Genomic DNA, 15477 nt, shown 5'->3' with positions numbered 1-15477 from the left:
CCCTCTGCGTGGGCGACCACTATACAGCCATCGGCACAACAAGTTTAGGAGCTCCCCACCGGCTCCAGCGCATAAAGGCTCACGTCGATGCGCCCCGTCCGGAACCCGGCCTCGCAGTAGGCGAGGTAGTAGGACCAGAGGCGCTTGAAGGCGGGGGAGTAGCCAAGGTTGGCGATGCGCGGCCAGGCGGCCTCGAAGCGCTGGCGCCAGTCGGCCAGCGTCTTGGCATAGGAGAGGCCGAAGTCGAGGCGGTCGGTGAGCGCAAGGCCTGCCTCTTTCGCCACATCGGCGAAGATCGTCTGGCTCGGCAGCATGCCGCCGGGGAAGACCAGCGTCTGGATCATGTCGGGATGGCTGCGGTAGTGCTCGAAGCGGTCGTCGGCGATGGTGATCACCTGCAGCACCGCCCTTCCCCCAGGCTTCAGCGCCTGCCGGAGCTTGTCGAAATAGCCGCGCCAGTAGGCCTCGCCCACCGCCTCGAACATCTCGATCGACACCACGCGGTCGTATTGCCCTTCGATGTCGCGGTAGTCTCGCAGTTCCAGCGACACCTGACCGTCGAGCCCGCGCCGCTGCACCTTTTCCTCGGCCACCTCGATCTGGGCCGGCGACAGCGTGATTCCGCGCACCGAACGCGCGCCGGCATCGGCGAGATAGGCGGCAAGCCCGCCCCAGCCGCAGCCGATTTCCAGCACCGACTGACTACCGTCGAGATGCAGCATGGCGGCGATGCGCTGGAACTTGCGCCGCTGGGCGGCTTCGAGATCGTCGCCCTCCTCGTAGAGCGCCGAAGAATAGATCATCTCCCGGTCGAGCCACTCGGCGAAGAAGGCGTTGCCGAGGTCGTAGTGGGCCATGATGTTGCGCCGGCTGCCGGCCTTGGAGTTGCGGCGCATCAGCATGAGGAGGCGACGCGCCAGCCGTACCGGCCATGAGGGTTTAGCGGCCGTATTCAGCCTGTCGAGATTGTCGGCGCAAAGAGTGAGGAATGCGACGAGGTCCGGCGTGTCCCAGTCGCCGTCGACATAGGCTTCGGCAAAGCCGACGTCGCCACCGGTCAGCAGGCGGATCACCGCCCGCCAGCGCAGGATCCTGAGTTCGGCCACCGCGCCGGGCTCGCGGCCGGCCGCCGCAAGCTGCGTTCCGTCCGGCAGTACCACGGACAGGCGCCCGCGATCGATATGACCGAGCATGCGCTCCACCAGGGAAACGCGCAGCCGGGTCGGCAATGCCAGGCCGACGATCGAAGGGATGAGCGTTGAGATCGACAGCGACGTCATCCGGATGACCTTTCCGTTGGATTGAACCCCTTGGGGCCGCCACCGGGGCGGGAATGGAAGGGAATGCGCTTCCGCCACAGCTTCAGCGCCTCCCAGTGGATGCCTGCCACCACCTTCAGCGTCATCAGCGGAAAGCGGAGGAAGAGGCCGGCGAGCGCCCGGTCGCCGAGCGCTTGGCGCGTCAGCGACATGGACGCCGTCAGCATCAGGCCGTCCCGGTCGTGATCCTCGATGGCGATGGTGAAGCGCTCGCCCGGCGGCTTGACGTGGAAGCGGTAGCGCATCTCCATCGGCAGGAAGGGCGAGACGTAGAACTGCTTCTCCGCCGCCTGATGGATGGTACCGGCCGCGTCCGGAGCGACCGTCTCGGCATAATGATGCATGCCGCCGAAAGTGTTGCGCACCTCGTAGATGACGGCGGCGAGCCGGCCGTCGGCATTGCGGCAGAAATAGAGGGTGAGCGGATTGAACACGAAGCCGAGAAGGCGCGGCATGGCGATCAGCGTGAGCTCGGTTCCGTCCCAGGCTAGGCGGCGCTCGTCGGCTAGCCGCCGGATGCGCGTTGCCAGCCGCCCCTCGCCGGCCGGACCATGATCGGCTTCGTGGAACGACAGCAGATTCCAGCGGTTCACCGACAGCAGCCGGCTCGCCCGCCGAAGCTCGTCCAGCCGGTCGAGATCGGCGTGAAGCATGTAGACGCCGTATTTCAGGCTGTGAGGCGTCGGCCTGAGGCGACGGTGCAGAACCTCGCCGACGTAGAGGGCGGGGGTCATTCGGCCGCCTCGCCCCAGATGTCCGGACCGATGTGGATGCGGCCGGATTCACCCTTCACCTGCCAGGGGCGGCGCACCTTGCCCATCGCCTCGGCGGCGGCGAGGCCGGCCTGCAATCCGTCCTCGTGAAAGCCCGCCCCGAAATAGGCGCCGGCGAACCAGACGTTGCCGACGCCCTGCAACGACCAGAGTTGCCGCTGCGCCTCGATGGCGCCCTGGTCGAACAAAGGGTGCTCGTAGGTGAAGTGGCTGTAGACGCGGTCGAGGCGCGGCTCGACAAGCGGATTGAGCGTCACGAACAGCGGCACCGACGGGTCGATGTGCTGCAGCCGGTTCATCCAGTAGGTGACCGACGGGCCTGACGAGCGGTCGCTCTCGGCAAGATAGTTCCAGGCCGACCAGGCCGCCCGCCGGCGCGGCATCAGCCGCTCGTCGCCATGCAGCACGGCGTAGTTTCGGCTGTAGCGGAAAGCGCCGAGGATGCGACTCTCGGCCTCCGTCGGCGCCTTGACGACCTCGAGGGCCTGATCGGCATGGCAGGCGACCAGCACCTTGTCGAAGCGGCGCTTCACCGTCCCGTCCTCTATCACGACGCCGGCCGCCGACCGCTCGACGATCCTGACGTTGCGGCCGATCATCACCCGCCCGCTGAGCGGCTCGGCAAGGCGGGAGACATAGCTCCGGCTGCCGCCCTTCACCGTCCGCCACTCCGGCCGATCGCTGAGCTTCAGGAGGCCGTGGTTGTCGCAGAAGCGGATGAAGGCCTCGGCTGGATAGGCGCCGACATCGGCGGCCGGCGTCGACCAGATGGCCGCCGCCATCGGATAGAGGTGGTCCTCGCGGAAGGCGCGGCCGTAGCCGTTGGCATCGAGATAGTCGGCGAGTGTGACGCCCTCCAGCTTGCCGAGATCGCCCGGCGCCCGCCGATAGAAGCGCAGGAGGTCGGCCATCATGGCGTAGAAGCGCGGGCGCAGGAGATTGGATCGCTGGGCGAGGAGGCCGGCGAGGTCGGAGCCGGCATACTCGAGGCGGCCGCTGTCGATCGACACGGCGAAGGACATCTCGGTCGCCTGGGTTTCCACCCCGAGGTGGAGGAAGAGGGCCGTGAGGTTGGGATAGGTGACCTCGTTATAGACGATGAAGCCGGTGTCGACCGGAATGGAGGCGCCGCTGGTCGGGGCCAGCACGGTGTTGCTGTGGCCGCCGAGCCGCCGGTCGATCTCGTAGAGCGTCACATCGTGCCGGTCGGACAGAAGCCAGGCCGCCGACAGGCCGGAAATGCCCGACCCGATCACCGCGATCTCCAGCCGCCTGTCGGTATCCTTCGTCGCGTCGCGCATGGGAACTCCGCTTACCGCTGAAACTGCTGTACGATCCATTCTACGAGCGGACCCAAGCAAAGGATCACAGCGGCCCTGCGAAACTGGTCGCAGCTTATCCCGACCACCGGTGATCCGGTGCTGCGGGTCTTGCGTAGAAGAGGCATGAGACGTGAACGGGCGAACTCATTTCTTCTGGTTGAAACTGCAACGCGGTCGGTCAGTTCCATGAGACCGGCGAGCGAAGCGGAACGTCCGTTCGACCGGGCCGAGGCGGCGCGCCTCATCGCGGCCATTGCCGAGGCCGGCGACCGGCAGGCCTTTGCACGGCTGTTCGCCTTCTACGCGCCGCGCCTCAAGACCTTCCTCGCCCGGCAGGGCTTCGGCGCCAGCGACTGCGACGACCTGATCCAGGACACCATGCTCGCCGTCTGGCGCAAGGCCGGTCAGTTCGACGCCGAGGCGGGCGCCGTCTCCACCTGGATCTTCACCATCTGCCGCAACCTCGGCATCGATCGCCGCCGCCGGCTGGCCCGCAGCTTCGCCAATGCCGAACCGGTGGTCGACATAGACCCAAGCCCCTCGGCCGAGGGCGAGATCATCAGCCGCGAGGAGGAGACGCGGGTGCGCCGCGCCCTCGACCGCCTGCCGGCCGAACAGGCGGAGGTGATCGCCCTCTCCTTTTTCTCCCAATCGCCGCAGAGTGAAATCGCGAAAGCGCTCGGCATCCCGCTCGGCACCGTCAAGTCGCGCGTCCGCCTCGCCATGAACCGCCTGCGCCACCTGCTCGACGAGCCGTCATGACCTTGAGCCGCCACCCCAGCCCCGAACTGATGGCCCGCTATGTGGCCGGAACGCTGTCGCCGGCCGCCGCGCTGGTGGTGGAAAGCCATCTCGCGCTCTGCGACGACTGCACCGCCACCCAGCGCGACATGCTGGCGCTCGGTGGCCTGCTGCTTGAAGACCTGCCGCCCTCCGACCTCGACGCCCGCCTGTTCGAGCGGACGCTGGCCCGCCTGGGCGAGAAGCGTCCCGCCGCCGCACCGGCGCCGGCCGGGCGCCCGGTCCGCGACCTCGGCATCTACCTGCCCGCCCCGATCGCCGACCGGGCGACCTCCGGCTGGCGCTGGATGGGGCCGGGCATGGCCTTCGCCCGCCTCGACGTGCCGGAGGACCCCGCCACCAACCTCATTCTCCTGAAGATCGCCGCCGGCAAGCGCATGCCCACCCACGGACACTCCGGCGAGGAACTGACGCTGGTGCTGCAAGGCGCCTTCGAGGACGAGCATGGGCGTTGCGCCGCCGGCGACCTCGCCGAGGAGGACGACGATACCCACCACACCCCGGTCGTCACCGGCGAGGAAACCTGCATCTGCCTCGCCTCCATCGAGGGCCGCCTCAGGCCGCACGGCCTGATCGGCCGCCTCGTCAGCCCGCTGATCGGCCTCTAGCCATGCTGCTTGGCGCCCTTCTCTCGCTGGCGATCCTGGTGGTGGCGATGGGCGCGGCGGCGGTCATCGCTGAGCAGACGCGCCGCTCCGGCTTCATCGACGGCATCTGGGCGATTTCGACCGGCGCCGCCACGCTGACGCTGATCCTCACCCTTTCCGGCCCCTTCGAGCGTCCGCTTGTCATATCGGCGCTGGTTGCCATCTGGGCGGTTCGCCTCGGCCGTCACCTCGTCACGCGCACGCTGAAAAGCGGCGCCGACGATCCGCGCTATGCGGCCCTACGCCGCGACTGGGGAGAGGCGGCGCCGCGCAAGCTCTTCGTCTTCCTGCAAATGCAGGCCATCGCCGGCTGGCTGCTGGCGCTGTCGGCAGCGGCGGCGGCCGCGCGTCCTGGCCCGCTCGATTGGCAGGATGGCCTCGGCGTCGCCATCGTCCTGATCGCTCTGTTCGGCGAATGGCAGGCCGACCGCCAGCTCGCCGCCTTCCGGCGCGACAAGGCCGGGGCGGTCTGCGATCGCGGCTTGTGGGGCTGGTCGCGCCACCCGAACTACTTCTTCGAGTGGCTGGTCTGGGTGGGCATCGCCGTGATCGGCATCGCCTTTGACGGACGCACCGCCCTCGTGCTGGTGGCGCCGGTCTCGATCTACTGGCTGCTGGTCCATGTCTCCGGCATTCCGCCGCTGGAGCGCCACATGCTGGAAAGCCGGGGCGAGACGTTCCGCGCCTATCAGCGCCGCGTCTCGCCCTTCTTTCCGATCAAGCCGAAAACCATCGAGACAGAACGAGATAGCTGATCGTCGCGGCAAGACCACTGGCGATCGTGCCCCAGGCAAGATCGACGACGGTGATCACCATGGGCCAGCCGCGGATGGTCGCCTGATTGGTGAGATCGTAGGTGGCGTAGGCAATGAAGCCCAATGCCGCGCCCGATATCAGCGCCGTCTGCCACTTGCCAACGGCAAGCGCCGGCTGGATGGCGAAATAGGCGAGCCCCGCCGCGTAGATCAGATAAAAGATCGCCGCCGGCAGCGGCTGGAAGGGATCGGCGACGAGGTCGCCCATGGCCGGCTTGTAGAGACGCGGCACCATGGTGCCGAGCCAGATGGCGTCGAGGGCGAGAAAGCTGATCAATCCGGCTGCGTAGATGGCGATGGCGTGCATGACGACCTCCAGTGTTGTCTTTGATACGTCAGGAGGCGCCGTTCAGATCATCAAACACGAAAGGACCGGCCATGCCGGGTGCGCCCCAGCCGGCCGGCCCACAGCCGCCGGGCCGCTGGCTCGGCCCGGCAGTGCTTCAACGAGCGGCCTCGAGATCAGCTCAGGCCGCTGCCCGGCTCGGCCAGCTTGCGATGGCCGCGAGCCAGCGATTCCGGCGACATGAAGCTCGCCATCGCCGTCTGCAGCTTGTTGCTCCAGCCGGTGACGATGTCGGCCTCGCCGTTCATCATGGCTCGGTAGCCGGCGCGCGCCACGTAGCCGGCGTCGTCCTTCTCGGCCTGAGCCATCTTGGTATCCATGAGGTCGGCCCGCTCGAAGAACTCCGTCTCGGTCGGCCCCGGCATCAACACCGTCACGCGGACGCCGGTGTCGGACAACTCTTCGCGCAACGCGTAGGCGAAGCTGTCCACGAAGGCCTTGGTGGCGTTGTAGACCGCCTGGAAGGCGCCGGGGATGTAGCCGGCGATCGATCCGGTGAACAGGATGCGGCCGTAGCGCTGCTCGCGCATCTGCCGACCGACCCGATGGACGAGGTCCAGCGTGCCCATGATGTTGGTGTCGACCACCCGGCGGATGTCGTCGAAGGACTGGTCGAGAAAGGCGTGGCCAAGGCCGCGTCCGGCGTTGGCCATCAACAGTTCCACCGGGCGCCCGTCGGCGTCGATGACGTCGATCAGCCGGGCGATGCCCTCGGGCGTAGAGAGATCGGCCTCGACGGCGCGGATGTTGACGCCATGCTCGCCGAGCAGGTCGGCGGCCTCGTGGATTGCCGGCTCGTCGGCGGCGATGACGAGATCATAACCGTCGGCGGCGGCGCAGCGGGTGAGTTCAAGACCGATGCCGGTCGAAGCGCCGGTAATGACGGCGATGCCGCGGTCGGGATATGTCTGGCCCATGGTGTCCTCCTCGGTTTGCGCGAGACCGGCGCAGCCGGCCGCTCGACGATAAAACCCATGGCGACCGGCGAAGTTCCCGAAGGGCGCCGCCTCACCTTACCGTCAGGAACAAAGGGCGGAGTGACCGGTTGTCTCGTGAGGTCGGCGCGGCCGGCCGAGCCCCGAACACCCCGGGGACCATCAAGGAGGCCGTCATGAACGACAACGCCAAGAACACCGAGCATCGCGAGCAGGATCCGGCGGAAGGCGCACGCGACATCGTCGACCGCGAGCTGAAGCGCCAGGACAACGAGGCCGGCCAGCGGGCCGCCGCCGGCAAGCCGATCGACCCGACGCCGAAGCCGCTCGACGAGCGTCCCCAGATCAACCAGAAGAAATGACGGGCAAACCCTTTGGTTTGCCGCCCTGTTAACGGCTCGGAGTTCATCCGGGCCGTTTGCGCATGGTCGGCGCTCAGGCCATCACGTCCTGCTCGATGCCGTCGAGACAGGTCTTGAGTTCATCGAACCTCGACGACATCTCGCCCGCCCGGCCGAGAAGCTGCCGCGCCGTCATCAGCGAAAAGGCTAGGATATAGCGATCTTTCTCGCTCATCTTCTTGGCATGTGCCCGCGAATAGTCGGCCAGCGCGCCGATCTCCGGCGAGCTCAGCGAATCCGCCTCCATCAGCTTCAGCCGGTTGATCAGAATGCTCGGGCGCGCCGCGTCCGTCTGCTCGGCGGTGAGCCGCAGCTTGTAGCGGTATTTTCGTTCGTCGACAGGCCGTCCCATCAATGCGCTCCACTGGTATCGATCGGGCCCTTCGGCTTGGGCGCCAGCCAAGGCAGCATAGCAGCCAGGACGAAGACCACGGTGATGACCGAGAACATGTCGAGCGTGGCAAGCAGCACGCTTTGTTGCTCGACGACGCGGCTGAGGCTGGCAACCGCCACCTCGTGCGAAGTGCCCCCCTCCATCATGCCGGCGATCACTCGATCGCCGTTCTGCATGGCGCTGACCAGTTCGGTCTGGTTGACGCGCGCCGAGTTCGCCCAGCCGGTCTGCACCAGCGAGGTGGCGAAGGCGCCGGCCAGCGTGCGCATGAAGTTGGAGAGGCCGGCGGCGTTGGCCTGTTCCTCCGGGCTGACGCTGGCGATGGCGAGGCCGGTCACCGGCACGAAGAACATCACCATGAACGGGCCGGTGAACAGCGTCGGCAAGGCCATCTGCGCGAAGGTAACGTCGGAGTTGAAACCCATGCGCCAGGCCGTCATCGCACCGAGGCCGAGGATGCCGACCGACAGGATGGCGCGCGGATCGATCTTCTCCGTCGCCTTGCCGACGATCGGCGCCGAGATCAGCGCCAGCACGCCCATGATGCCGGTGGCATAGCCCGCCCAGGTGGCCGTATAGCCCATGTTCTGCTGCAGCCAGAGCGGCAGGATGACGATGGAGGCGAAGAAGGCCCCGAAGCCGCCGGCGAAGGTGACCGCCGCCGCCGTGAAGCCGCGATGGCGGAAGATGCGGAGATCGACGATCGGCTCCGCCTCGGTCAGCTCGTAGATCACGAAGGCCAGGAAGCCGATCACCGCGACGACGGCGAGGATCTGGATCTCCTCGGAGGCGAACCAATCGTGGTTGCGCCCCTCGTCGAGCATGATCTGCAAGGCGGCGATCCACAGAACCAACAGGGCGAGACCGATCTTGTCGATGCGGGCGGGGCCGGTCGGGTCGGGCTGGCCCAGCGTGGCAAACAGGACGATGGCGCCGCCGACAAGGGCGATCGGCACCTTGACGAAGAAGATCCATTGCCAGCCGATGCCGTCGCAGATGATGCCGCCGAGGATCGGGCCGGCGATCGGGCCGATCAGCGTCGTCATCGCCCAGATCACCGAGGCGACGGTCGCCTGCTTGGGCGGGAAGATGCGCATCAGGAGCATCTGCGACAGCGGCATGATCGGGCCGCCGAACAGGCCAAGCAGCACGCGGCTGCCGATCAGCATGCCGATCGATTGCGACAGGCCGCAGAGCACCGAGATGGCGGCAAAGGCGAAGTAACAGACCAGAAAGACGCGCAAGGACCCGAACCGCCGGCTGAGCCAGCCGGTGAGCGGCACGGTGATCGCTTCGGCCACCGCATAGGAGGTGATGACCCACGACCCTTGCGAGGAGGAAACACCCAGCGAGCCGGCAATCGTCGGCACCGACACGTTGGCGATCGTGGTGTCCAGCACCACCAGGAAGTTGCCGACGCCGATGGCGAGCGCGGCCACCAGCAGGCGGGCGCCCGTCAATGGCGCGGCATGGTCGAGGGCGGGTGCGGTCATGGCCTTACTCGGCGACCGAAATGTCGGCAGTCATGGAGAGGCCGACCTGCAGCGGATGGGCCGCGAGTTCGGCCGGATCCAGCGCGATGCGCACCGGCAGGCGCTGCACCACCTTGATCCAGTTGCCGGTGGCGTTCTGGGCCGGCACCACCGAGAAGGCGGCGCCGGTGCCGCCGGAGAAGCCGACGACCGTGCCGGTGAACGGCACGTCGCTGCCGTAGAGGTCGGAGACGAGAGTCACCTTCTGGCCGGCCTTGACGTGGGCGAGCTGCACTTCCTTGTAGTTGGCGTCGACATAGGCGTCTTGCAGCGGCACCACCACCATCAGCGTCATGCCCGGCTGGACGCGCTGGCCAACCTGCACCTGGCGACGGGAGATGACGCCATCGACCGGCGCCCACATCACCGTGCGGTCGAGATTGACCTGAGCCTGATCGCGCGCCGACTTGGCGGCGAGCACTTCCGGATTGTCGTCGATGCCGGCGCCGACGATCATCGCCGCATTGGCTTCCTTGGCGGCGGCGACGGCGTCGCGCGCGGCGGCGGCACCGGCGGCGCCGGCCTGAGCCGAGGCAAGGCTCGCCTCGGCGGTCCTCAGCGCCGTCTCAACGGCGGTCACCTCGTCGCCCGACACCGAGCCCTTGTCGGCCAGCGTCTTGCGGCGGTCGAGATCGATCCTGGCCTTTTCGAAATTGGCCTCAGCGGAGGAGAGCTGCGCCGCCGCCTGGGCCCGATCGGCTTCCCGGCCGGCGAGCTGGGCGACGAAGCCCTTGTCGTTGGCGATGAGGGCGGTCACCCGGCGGATGGCGCTCTGGTAGTTGGCCTCGGCCAGCGACAGCGCCAGCCTGGCGTCGGTATCGTCGAGGCGCACCAGCACGTCGCCCTTCTTCACCATCTCGGTGTCGCTGACCAGCACGGCGGTGACCGGCGCCGCCACCAGCGGCGTGATCTGCGCCACGTCGGCGCCGACATAGGCGTTGTCGGTGATGGCGTGCCTCGACGCATAGAGCGTGTCGTAGGCGTAGTAGGCGCCGCCTGAGGCCGCCACGGCCAGCATGAGGCCGAGGAACAGCGGGCCGCGCTTCCTGGGGTTGACGGCGGCCTTGGCGCGAGTGGTCTCTTCGACGTCGGCGTCGATCTTGCTCATGTCGTTCACGACTGCTTCTCCGTGCTGCGGAACCCGCCGCCGAGGGCGCGGACCATTGCGATGTCCAGGGTGAAGGCGCGGGCCTGCAAGGCGGCCGTGGCGCGACGGGCGCTGATCAGCGCGTCTTCGGCCGTCAGCACTTCGAGATAGGTGGCAAGGCCGCCGTTGTAGCGATCGCTGACGACGCGCCACGCCTTCTCGGCGGCGGCAGCCGAACGCCGGGTATTTGCAAGCTGGCTGGCGAGCTGGCGCTTGCTCACCACGGTATCCGCAACCTGGCGCAGGGCTTCCGTCAACGTGCTGTCGTAGTCGGCGACGGCGATTTCGTATTGCGACACGGCGCTGCGTTCGCCGGCCCTGAGGCGGCCGCCGTCGAAGATCGGCAGCGAGATGGCCGGACCGACCGACCCGAAGGTCGAGCCGGTATCGGTCAGCATGTTGAGGCCGAGTGCCTGCTTGCCGATCACCGCCGCCAGGTTGACGTTGGGATAATAGGCGGCCTTGGCCGCATCGATGTCTTTCAGGCTCGCCTCGGCGGTGGCGCGGGCCGCCACGATGTCCGGCCGCCTCCCGAGAAGGTCCGCCGGCAGGGATTGGGGAACGCCGGTGAAGCGGCCGCCCTTCACTCGTGGGCGGGCGATGGCAAGGCCGCGATCCGGCCCGGCGCCGACGAGGGCGGCGAGCTGGTTCCTGGCAAGGCCGATCTCTTCGTCGACCTGGGCAAGCTCGGCCTCGGCGGAAGCCTCCGCCGCACGGGAACGCTCCAGCGCGCCCTCGTTCTCAAGGCCCTTGCCGTAGCGATCGCTCATCAGCGACAGCGTCTGCTTGCGAACGCTGATGGCGCTGACCACGCTGTCGCGGTCGGCATGCAGCGCGGCGAGGTGACCGTAGGCTTCGGCGATGCCGGTGGATAGCGCCAGGCGGGTGGCGGCGGCTTCGGCCTCGGCGGCGGCCGCCTTGCCCTTGGCGGCGGCCAGCGCTGCCCGGTTCTTGCCCCAGAAGTCGATTTCCCAGTCGAGCGACAGCGTCCCCGTGCCGGCGTCCTTCCAGCCCTTGGGCACGAAGTCCTTGCCGATCAGGTAGTTGTAGGACTGGCGCTCGCTGTCCGCCTTGGCGGAGGCGCCGAGGGTGGGCAGCAGCGAGGCCCGGGAAGCGCCGACGCCGGCTTGGGCGAGCGCCACCCGCGCTTCGGCGAGCCGCATGTCGGAAGCGCCGGTGAGCCCTTCGCCGATCAGGGTGACAAGCTGCGGATCGCCATAGGCCGTCCACCACTCGTCGACCGGCCATGCCGCGTCCTTGGCAGGCGCAAGGCTCCTGTCCGACGCATAGGCACTCATCGGCTTGACCGACGACAGGGCCGCGTTCTCGGGCAGCGAGGCGCAGCCACCATAAAGCGCTGATATGAAAAGAAGAAAGCTGGCGGAATAGCCTGTTTTCCCGAACCTCGAACGCATGCGGCACCTTTATAACCGTACAGTACAGTTTAGTTATAAAAGCTACTTGCGGCGGTCAAGTCGGAAACCTACCCTGCCGATCACAATTAGGAGACCTTGATGCGCGCGAAGACCGATGAGAAGCGAAACGCCATCATCGCCGCGGCGACGGCCGTGTTCGAGGAGGTGGGCTACCGGGGCGCCAGCATGGCGATGATCTCGGCCCGGCTCGGCGGCTCCAAGGCCACGCTCTACGGCTACTTCCACTCCAAGGAGCAACTGTTCGCCACCGTCGTGACGTCCGCCCTGGAGGAGAGCGGCGAGGAAATGCTGGCCTCGCTCGCCTCGGACGGAGATCTCGCGGCGGCCCTCATCCTCTTCGGCCGGCTCTACCTGGACCTTGTCACCCAGCCGGAAATCCTGGCGATCCAGCGCACCGTCCTCAGCGAGAGCCAGAACACCACCCTCGGCCGCGAGGTCTACCAGCTCGGGCCCCAGCGCGGCCTCGACGCCCTGACCGATTTCTTCGCGGCGCGCGCCGCAAAGGGGGAGATCGACCTCCCCTCGCCCAAGCTCGGCGCCCTCTACTTCAAGAGCCTCCTGGAAGCCGGCATCGCCGAGCCGCTCCTCTACGGCCTCGACGAGGTCAGGGACAAGACCGAAGCCGTCGAAACCGCCGTCGCCGCCTTCATGAAGCTCTATGGAAGGGTGTGACTTACCGGCGTCGATTTGCCTCCTCGCCGCCAAGTGACTACATCAGCGGCAAGTTCAAGGCCTTGTTGCCTACCCAGGCAGCCGGAGACACTATGACCGAAACGGATGCGCCGCGGCGCGGCATTCCCATGGGATCGATCGACGAGGACAGCATCCACGCGCTGGTCCACGGCTTCTACGGCAAGGTGATGGCCGACCCGGACCTTGCCGCCATCTTCGGACGCGAGATCGAGAAGCACGCGTGGCCCGCCCACCTCGAGAAAATGTGCGCCTTCTGGTCGTCGGTGCTGCTGCGCTCGGGCCGCTACGAGGGCCGGCCGATGCGGCCGCATCTTCTGATCTCCGACATCGAGGATCGACATTTCGAGCGCTGGCTGACGCTGTTCGCCGAGACGGCGCGGCAGGTGTTCAATGAGAACGACGCCAACGGCGTCATCGCCACCGCCGAGCGCATCGGCCACAACTTCCGCCTCGCCCGCGCCCAGAACCGCGGCCTCGACAGCACCCGCATGGACATGATCCGCGCCGAGCCGGACGGCCCGCGCAAGCCGGCCGTCTGGACCCCGCCGCAGTAGTTTTCTCAACCGCGTCCGCGATACGTGGCCACGCCCTGATCGGGCAGCCAGAGATCCTTCGGAGGCGCGCCGGTCTGCCAGAAGACGTCGATGGGGATGCCGCCGCGCGGATACCAGTAGCCGCCGATCCGGAGCCAGCGTGGTTCCAGGCGCTTGACCAGCCGGCGGGCGATCATGATGGTGCAATCCTCATGAAAGGAGCCGTGGTTGCGGAAGGACGTCAGGAAGAGCTTCAGCGACTTGGATTCGACCAGCCACTGATCTGGCACATAGTCGATGACCAGATGGGCGAAGTCGGGCTGGCCGGTGACCGGGCAGAGCGAGGTGAACTCCGGCGCGGTGAAGCGGGCGAGATAGTCGATGTCGGGATGTGGATTGGGCACCCGGTCGAGCACCGCCTCGTCGGGCGAGGCGGGCGTTGCGGTGGCCTTGCCGAGTTGGTGGGCGCCCGTTGCATCGCTTGTCATGTTGAAAATCCCGAGATCGAGAAGAGCCGGCGCCGAGAAGTAATCGAAATAGGGCCGGACTTCAAAACCCCACTTCACGCCACGTCGGTCATGAAACCGGCGAGCAGCTCAAGGTCCCGGTGATCATCGGGCAAGCCTTCGACCCGGTTGCGGCCTTTCCTCTTGGCCAGATACATGCAGCCGTCGGCGCGCGAGATCGCCGCCAGCGGTGTGTCGTCGTCCTTGGCGGCCGCATAGCCGATGCTGACGGTACAGACGGCATGCGGCGAGTGGAGATGCGGAATGGCGATCGCCGCCACGGCCTGCCGCAGCGCTTCGAGATGCAGCCTCAGCTTCTCCGGATCGGTCTCGGTCAGGATGAGGGTGAACTCCTCGCCGCCGTAGCGGGCGGCGATCTCGTCGGTGCGGCGGGCAAAGCGCTGAATGGTCGCGCCGACCAGCTGAAGCACGTCGTCGCCCATGCCGTGCCCATAATGGTCGTTGAACGGTTTGAAGGCGTCGATGTCGATCATGACGACGGTGAAGCCGACGCCATGGCGCTTCAGCCTGTTGAGGCTGGCGAGCAGGAACGTGTCGAGGGCCCGCCGGTTGGCAAGGCCGGTCAGCGGGTCGGTGTTGACGGACGCCTGCAGGCTGTCGAGCATCATGTTCACGGAGCGACCGACCAGCGCCAGATCGGGCAGTACGGAGGTCTGGGTGATCCGCGAGGTCCAGTCGCCGGCCGAGACACGCTCGGCCACGTGAACCACCTGCCTGAGGCCGCGCAGCACAAGCCATTCCAGCAGGCCGAGCACGGCCGCCGCGATGCTGAGCGCAACGAGACCGACCAGCGCCAACCGCTCGATCATCGCCCTGGTCGCGACGGACCGCACCTGATCGGTGGCGACGCCGAAGCCGATCCGATCGGTCGTTCCCGGCAGGGTGGTCACCGCGAAGACGTTGCCGCCAGCCCCGTAGGTGTCCGGTAGAACGAGCCCGGTTCCGATCTCCGCCAGCCGCTTGGCCGTCGTCTCGGACAGGGGGTCCTTCACACCCGGCATCGGGCCGCCGTCCAGCACCTTGCCATGGGCGTCGAGAAGCATGCCGTAGGTGAGCGGCAGGTTGAACTGGTCGAGGGAGGCCTGGCGCAGATAGCCCGTGTTGAGGGCGATCGCCAGCACGAAGTCGACGCGGTCGCCGGTGCGAACCGCCTTGGCCGACTGCAACAGCAGCCGGCCGGTGATGCGGCTGATGATGAAGTCGCTCCAGACGACTCCCTTGGAAGCAATCGCGCCGGTGAAATAGGCCCTGTCTCCGACATAGACGCCGATGGCCTTGGGGTCGGTCGAGCAATAGATGGTTCCGCCGGGAGAGATCAGCGAAATGCGCTCGACCTTTTCCTGGATCTCCAGGGTGCGCGACATGCTGTCATTGCAGTCGGCGGCCGACATGTGCCGGAGGCTGTCGTAGAGGGCGATGGTTTCCGAAAGCCGCTCGATCTCGATGCGCGTCTCGACGAAGCCTCGCTGGCTGCGCAACAGCGCCTGCATCATGCTCTGGTTCATCGCGTCGAGCTGCCGCGCCATGTCGGCACGCGTGCGCATGATCTCGCTTGCCACAAACGGCACCAGGCCGAGGAAAACCGCGGCCAGGATAACGATGCGGATCTTGAGCAGCCCGAACATGGGATTCCAACGCATTGGTACCCGAACAGCATAGTTCGCAATGTATATATAAACTTCTAATATTTTCCATGGCTTTGTCCTTCTCGCACTGTCAGCGATAAGTACAAAGCGCAGGCTTTTTATAGTATTATGGTAAGGAAAAACCGCAAAACAATACTCCCGAACTCTAGCGGCCCCGGTCGCAAGCGAAATCAACTGAGCCCGACCGCGCCGCCGTTCCCGTGACAATCC

General features: G+C 66.9%; 17 protein-coding genes. 6 read left to right on the top strand and 11 right to left on the bottom strand.

Annotated features, from left to right (window positions below; genetic code table 11):
* Nucleotides 1–44: 44 nt before the first annotated feature.
* Genes CXZ10_RS07995 through CXZ10_RS07985 form a run of 3 tightly spaced genes read right to left on the bottom strand, consistent with a single transcriptional unit; the run spans nt 45 to nt 3393 of the window.
* A complete protein-coding gene (locus tag CXZ10_RS07995; protein WP_101288627.1) occupies nt 45–1280 on the bottom strand; it encodes an SAM-dependent methyltransferase in 1236 nt (411 codons plus the stop codon).
* A complete protein-coding gene (locus CXZ10_RS07990) occupies nt 1277–2053 on the bottom strand; it encodes a DUF1365 domain-containing protein (RefSeq protein ID WP_101288626.1) in 777 nt (258 codons plus the stop codon). Before CXZ10_RS07990 ends, CXZ10_RS07995 begins: the two co-directional genes overlap by 4 nt.
* Nucleotides 2050–3393, bottom strand: coding sequence for an NAD(P)/FAD-dependent oxidoreductase (locus CXZ10_RS07985; RefSeq protein WP_101288625.1), 1344 nt, complete (start codon nt 3391–3393; stop codon nt 2050–2052). The genes CXZ10_RS07990 and CXZ10_RS07985 overlap by 4 nt, the downstream gene beginning before the upstream one ends.
* A gap of 207 nt (nt 3394–3600) precedes the next feature.
* On the opposite strand from CXZ10_RS07985, the gene CXZ10_RS07980 reads away from it, so the two are divergent.
* From CXZ10_RS07980 to CXZ10_RS07970, 3 genes are read left to right on the top strand one after another with little or no spacing between them, the layout of a single operon-like run.
* Nucleotides 3601–4176 (top strand): sigma-70 family RNA polymerase sigma factor, encoded by a 576-nt coding sequence (locus tag CXZ10_RS07980; RefSeq protein WP_101288624.1) that lies wholly within the window; start codon nt 3601–3603, stop codon nt 4174–4176.
* A complete protein-coding gene (locus CXZ10_RS07975; protein ID WP_101288623.1) occupies nt 4173–4823 on the top strand; it encodes a ChrR family anti-sigma-E factor in 651 nt (216 codons plus the stop codon). Before CXZ10_RS07980 ends, CXZ10_RS07975 begins: the two co-directional genes overlap by 4 nt.
* A gap of 2 nt (nt 4824–4825) precedes the next feature.
* Nucleotides 4826–5617 carry a DUF1295 domain-containing protein gene (locus CXZ10_RS07970; protein ID WP_101288622.1) on the top strand — a complete coding sequence of 264 codons (792 nt, stop codon included), beginning with the start codon at nt 4826–4828 and terminating at the stop codon, nt 5615–5617.
* On the opposite strand, the gene CXZ10_RS07965 is transcribed toward CXZ10_RS07970, so the two are convergent.
* Together CXZ10_RS07965 and CXZ10_RS07960 are read right to left on the bottom strand one after the other, a co-directional pair.
* Nucleotides 5580–5984 (bottom strand): DUF2177 family protein, encoded by a 405-nt coding sequence (locus tag CXZ10_RS07965; protein ID WP_101288621.1) that lies wholly within the window; start codon nt 5982–5984, stop codon nt 5580–5582. The two genes, CXZ10_RS07970 and CXZ10_RS07965, sit on opposite strands and share 38 nt — an antisense overlap.
* Before the next feature lie 155 nt (nt 5985–6139).
* On the bottom strand, nt 6140–6940 hold the full coding sequence (locus CXZ10_RS07960; protein ID WP_101288620.1) for an SDR family NAD(P)-dependent oxidoreductase: 801 nt from the start codon (nt 6938–6940) through the stop codon (nt 6140–6142).
* A gap of 194 nt (nt 6941–7134) precedes the next feature.
* Here CXZ10_RS07960 and CXZ10_RS07955 point away from each other — a divergent pair, with 194 nt between their 5' ends.
* Nucleotides 7135–7320: a hypothetical protein gene (locus CXZ10_RS07955; RefSeq protein ID WP_101288619.1), complete on the top strand. Its 186-nt coding sequence runs from the start codon at nt 7135–7137 to the stop codon at nt 7318–7320.
* A 73-nt stretch (nt 7321–7393) separates the two neighbouring features.
* Here CXZ10_RS07955 and CXZ10_RS07950 read toward each other — a convergent pair whose 3' ends face one another.
* The 4 genes from CXZ10_RS07950 to CXZ10_RS07935 are packed head-to-tail and all read right to left on the bottom strand — an operon-like array spanning nt 7394 to nt 11847.
* Entirely contained in the window at nt 7394–7711 is a 318-nt protein-coding gene (locus CXZ10_RS07950) for a hypothetical protein (protein ID WP_101288618.1), read from the bottom strand.
* Nucleotides 7711–9246 (bottom strand): DHA2 family efflux MFS transporter permease subunit, encoded by a 1536-nt coding sequence (locus CXZ10_RS07945; RefSeq protein ID WP_101288617.1) that lies wholly within the window; start codon nt 9244–9246, stop codon nt 7711–7713. The genes CXZ10_RS07950 and CXZ10_RS07945 overlap by 1 nt, the downstream gene beginning before the upstream one ends.
* Before the next feature lie 4 nt (nt 9247–9250).
* On the bottom strand, nt 9251–10393 hold the full coding sequence (locus CXZ10_RS07940) for an HlyD family secretion protein (protein WP_101288672.1): 1143 nt from the start codon (nt 10391–10393) through the stop codon (nt 9251–9253).
* Nucleotides 10394–10398: 5 nt separating this feature from the next.
* Entirely contained in the window at nt 10399–11847 is a 1449-nt protein-coding gene (locus CXZ10_RS07935; protein WP_101288616.1) for an efflux transporter outer membrane subunit, read from the bottom strand.
* A 99-nt stretch (nt 11848–11946) separates the two neighbouring features.
* Between CXZ10_RS07935 and CXZ10_RS07930 the strand changes: the two genes are divergently transcribed.
* Both CXZ10_RS07930 and CXZ10_RS07925 read left to right on the top strand, forming a co-directional pair.
* Entirely contained in the window at nt 11947–12540 is a 594-nt protein-coding gene (locus tag CXZ10_RS07930; RefSeq protein ID WP_101288615.1) for a TetR/AcrR family transcriptional regulator, read from the top strand.
* Between the two features lie 92 nt (nt 12541–12632).
* A complete protein-coding gene (locus tag CXZ10_RS07925) occupies nt 12633–13115 on the top strand; it encodes a group III truncated hemoglobin (protein WP_101288614.1) in 483 nt (160 codons plus the stop codon).
* Nucleotides 13116–13120: 5 nt separating this feature from the next.
* Here the strand turns inward: CXZ10_RS07925 and queF are convergent, their stop codons facing one another.
* Both queF and CXZ10_RS07915 read right to left on the bottom strand, forming a co-directional pair.
* Complete coding sequence (gene queF, locus CXZ10_RS07920; RefSeq protein ID WP_101288671.1) at nt 13121–13582, bottom strand: preQ(1) synthase; 462 nt, start codon at nt 13580–13582, stop codon at nt 13121–13123.
* Between the two features lie 74 nt (nt 13583–13656).
* Nucleotides 13657–15246, bottom strand: coding sequence for a sensor domain-containing diguanylate cyclase (locus CXZ10_RS07915; RefSeq protein ID WP_180335913.1), 1590 nt, complete (start codon nt 15244–15246; stop codon nt 13657–13659).
* Nucleotides 15247–15477: the final 231 nt, after the last annotated feature.

Source organism: Pleomorphomonas diazotrophica (genome assembly GCF_002844595.1).
In the GTDB taxonomy this organism is placed as follows: domain Bacteria; phylum Pseudomonadota; class Alphaproteobacteria; order Rhizobiales; family Pleomorphomonadaceae; genus Pleomorphomonas; species Pleomorphomonas diazotrophica.
This window is presented reverse-complemented; position numbering and strand designations above follow the sequence as displayed.

Bases quoted from the DNA above. Each gene is read 5' to 3' on its own strand.
- CXZ10_RS07940 (WP_101288672.1), bottom strand. From the start codon at position 10,393: ATGAGCAAGATCGACGCCGACGTCGAAGAGACCACTCGCGCCAAGGCC.
- CXZ10_RS07930 (WP_101288615.1), top strand. From the start codon at position 11,947: ATGCGCGCGAAGACCGATGAGAAGCGAAACGCCATCATCGCCGCGGCG.
- CXZ10_RS07925 (WP_101288614.1), top strand. From the start codon at position 12,633: ATGACCGAAACGGATGCGCCGCGGCGCGGCATTCCCATGGGATCGATC.
- CXZ10_RS07965 (WP_101288621.1), bottom strand. From the start codon at position 5,984: ATGCACGCCATCGCCATCTACGCAGCCGGATTGATCAGCTTTCTCGCC.
- queF (WP_101288671.1), bottom strand. From the start codon at position 13,582: ATGACAAGCGATGCAACGGGCGCCCACCAACTCGGCAAGGCCACCGCA.
- CXZ10_RS07990 (WP_101288626.1), bottom strand. From the start codon at position 2,053: ATGACCCCCGCCCTCTACGTCGGCGAGGTTCTGCACCGTCGCCTCAGG.
- CXZ10_RS07985 (WP_101288625.1), bottom strand. From the start codon at position 3,393: ATGCGCGACGCGACGAAGGATACCGACAGGCGGCTGGAGATCGCGGTG.
- CXZ10_RS07950 (WP_101288618.1), bottom strand. From the start codon at position 7,711: ATGGGACGGCCTGTCGACGAACGAAAATACCGCTACAAGCTGCGGCTC.
- CXZ10_RS07970 (WP_101288622.1), top strand. From the start codon at position 4,826: ATGCTGCTTGGCGCCCTTCTCTCGCTGGCGATCCTGGTGGTGGCGATG.
- CXZ10_RS07975 (WP_101288623.1), top strand. From the start codon at position 4,173: ATGACCTTGAGCCGCCACCCCAGCCCCGAACTGATGGCCCGCTATGTG.
- CXZ10_RS07945 (WP_101288617.1), bottom strand. From the start codon at position 9,246: ATGACCGCACCCGCCCTCGACCATGCCGCGCCATTGACGGGCGCCCGC.
- CXZ10_RS07995 (WP_101288627.1), bottom strand. From the start codon at position 1,280: ATGACGTCGCTGTCGATCTCAACGCTCATCCCTTCGATCGTCGGCCTG.
- CXZ10_RS07935 (WP_101288616.1), bottom strand. From the start codon at position 11,847: ATGCGTTCGAGGTTCGGGAAAACAGGCTATTCCGCCAGCTTTCTTCTT.
- CXZ10_RS07955 (WP_101288619.1), top strand. From the start codon at position 7,135: ATGAACGACAACGCCAAGAACACCGAGCATCGCGAGCAGGATCCGGCG.
- CXZ10_RS07915 (WP_180335913.1), bottom strand. From the start codon at position 15,246: ATGTTCGGGCTGCTCAAGATCCGCATCGTTATCCTGGCCGCGGTTTTC.
- CXZ10_RS07960 (WP_101288620.1), bottom strand. From the start codon at position 6,940: ATGGGCCAGACATATCCCGACCGCGGCATCGCCGTCATTACCGGCGCT.
- CXZ10_RS07980 (WP_101288624.1), top strand. From the start codon at position 3,601: ATGAGACCGGCGAGCGAAGCGGAACGTCCGTTCGACCGGGCCGAGGCG.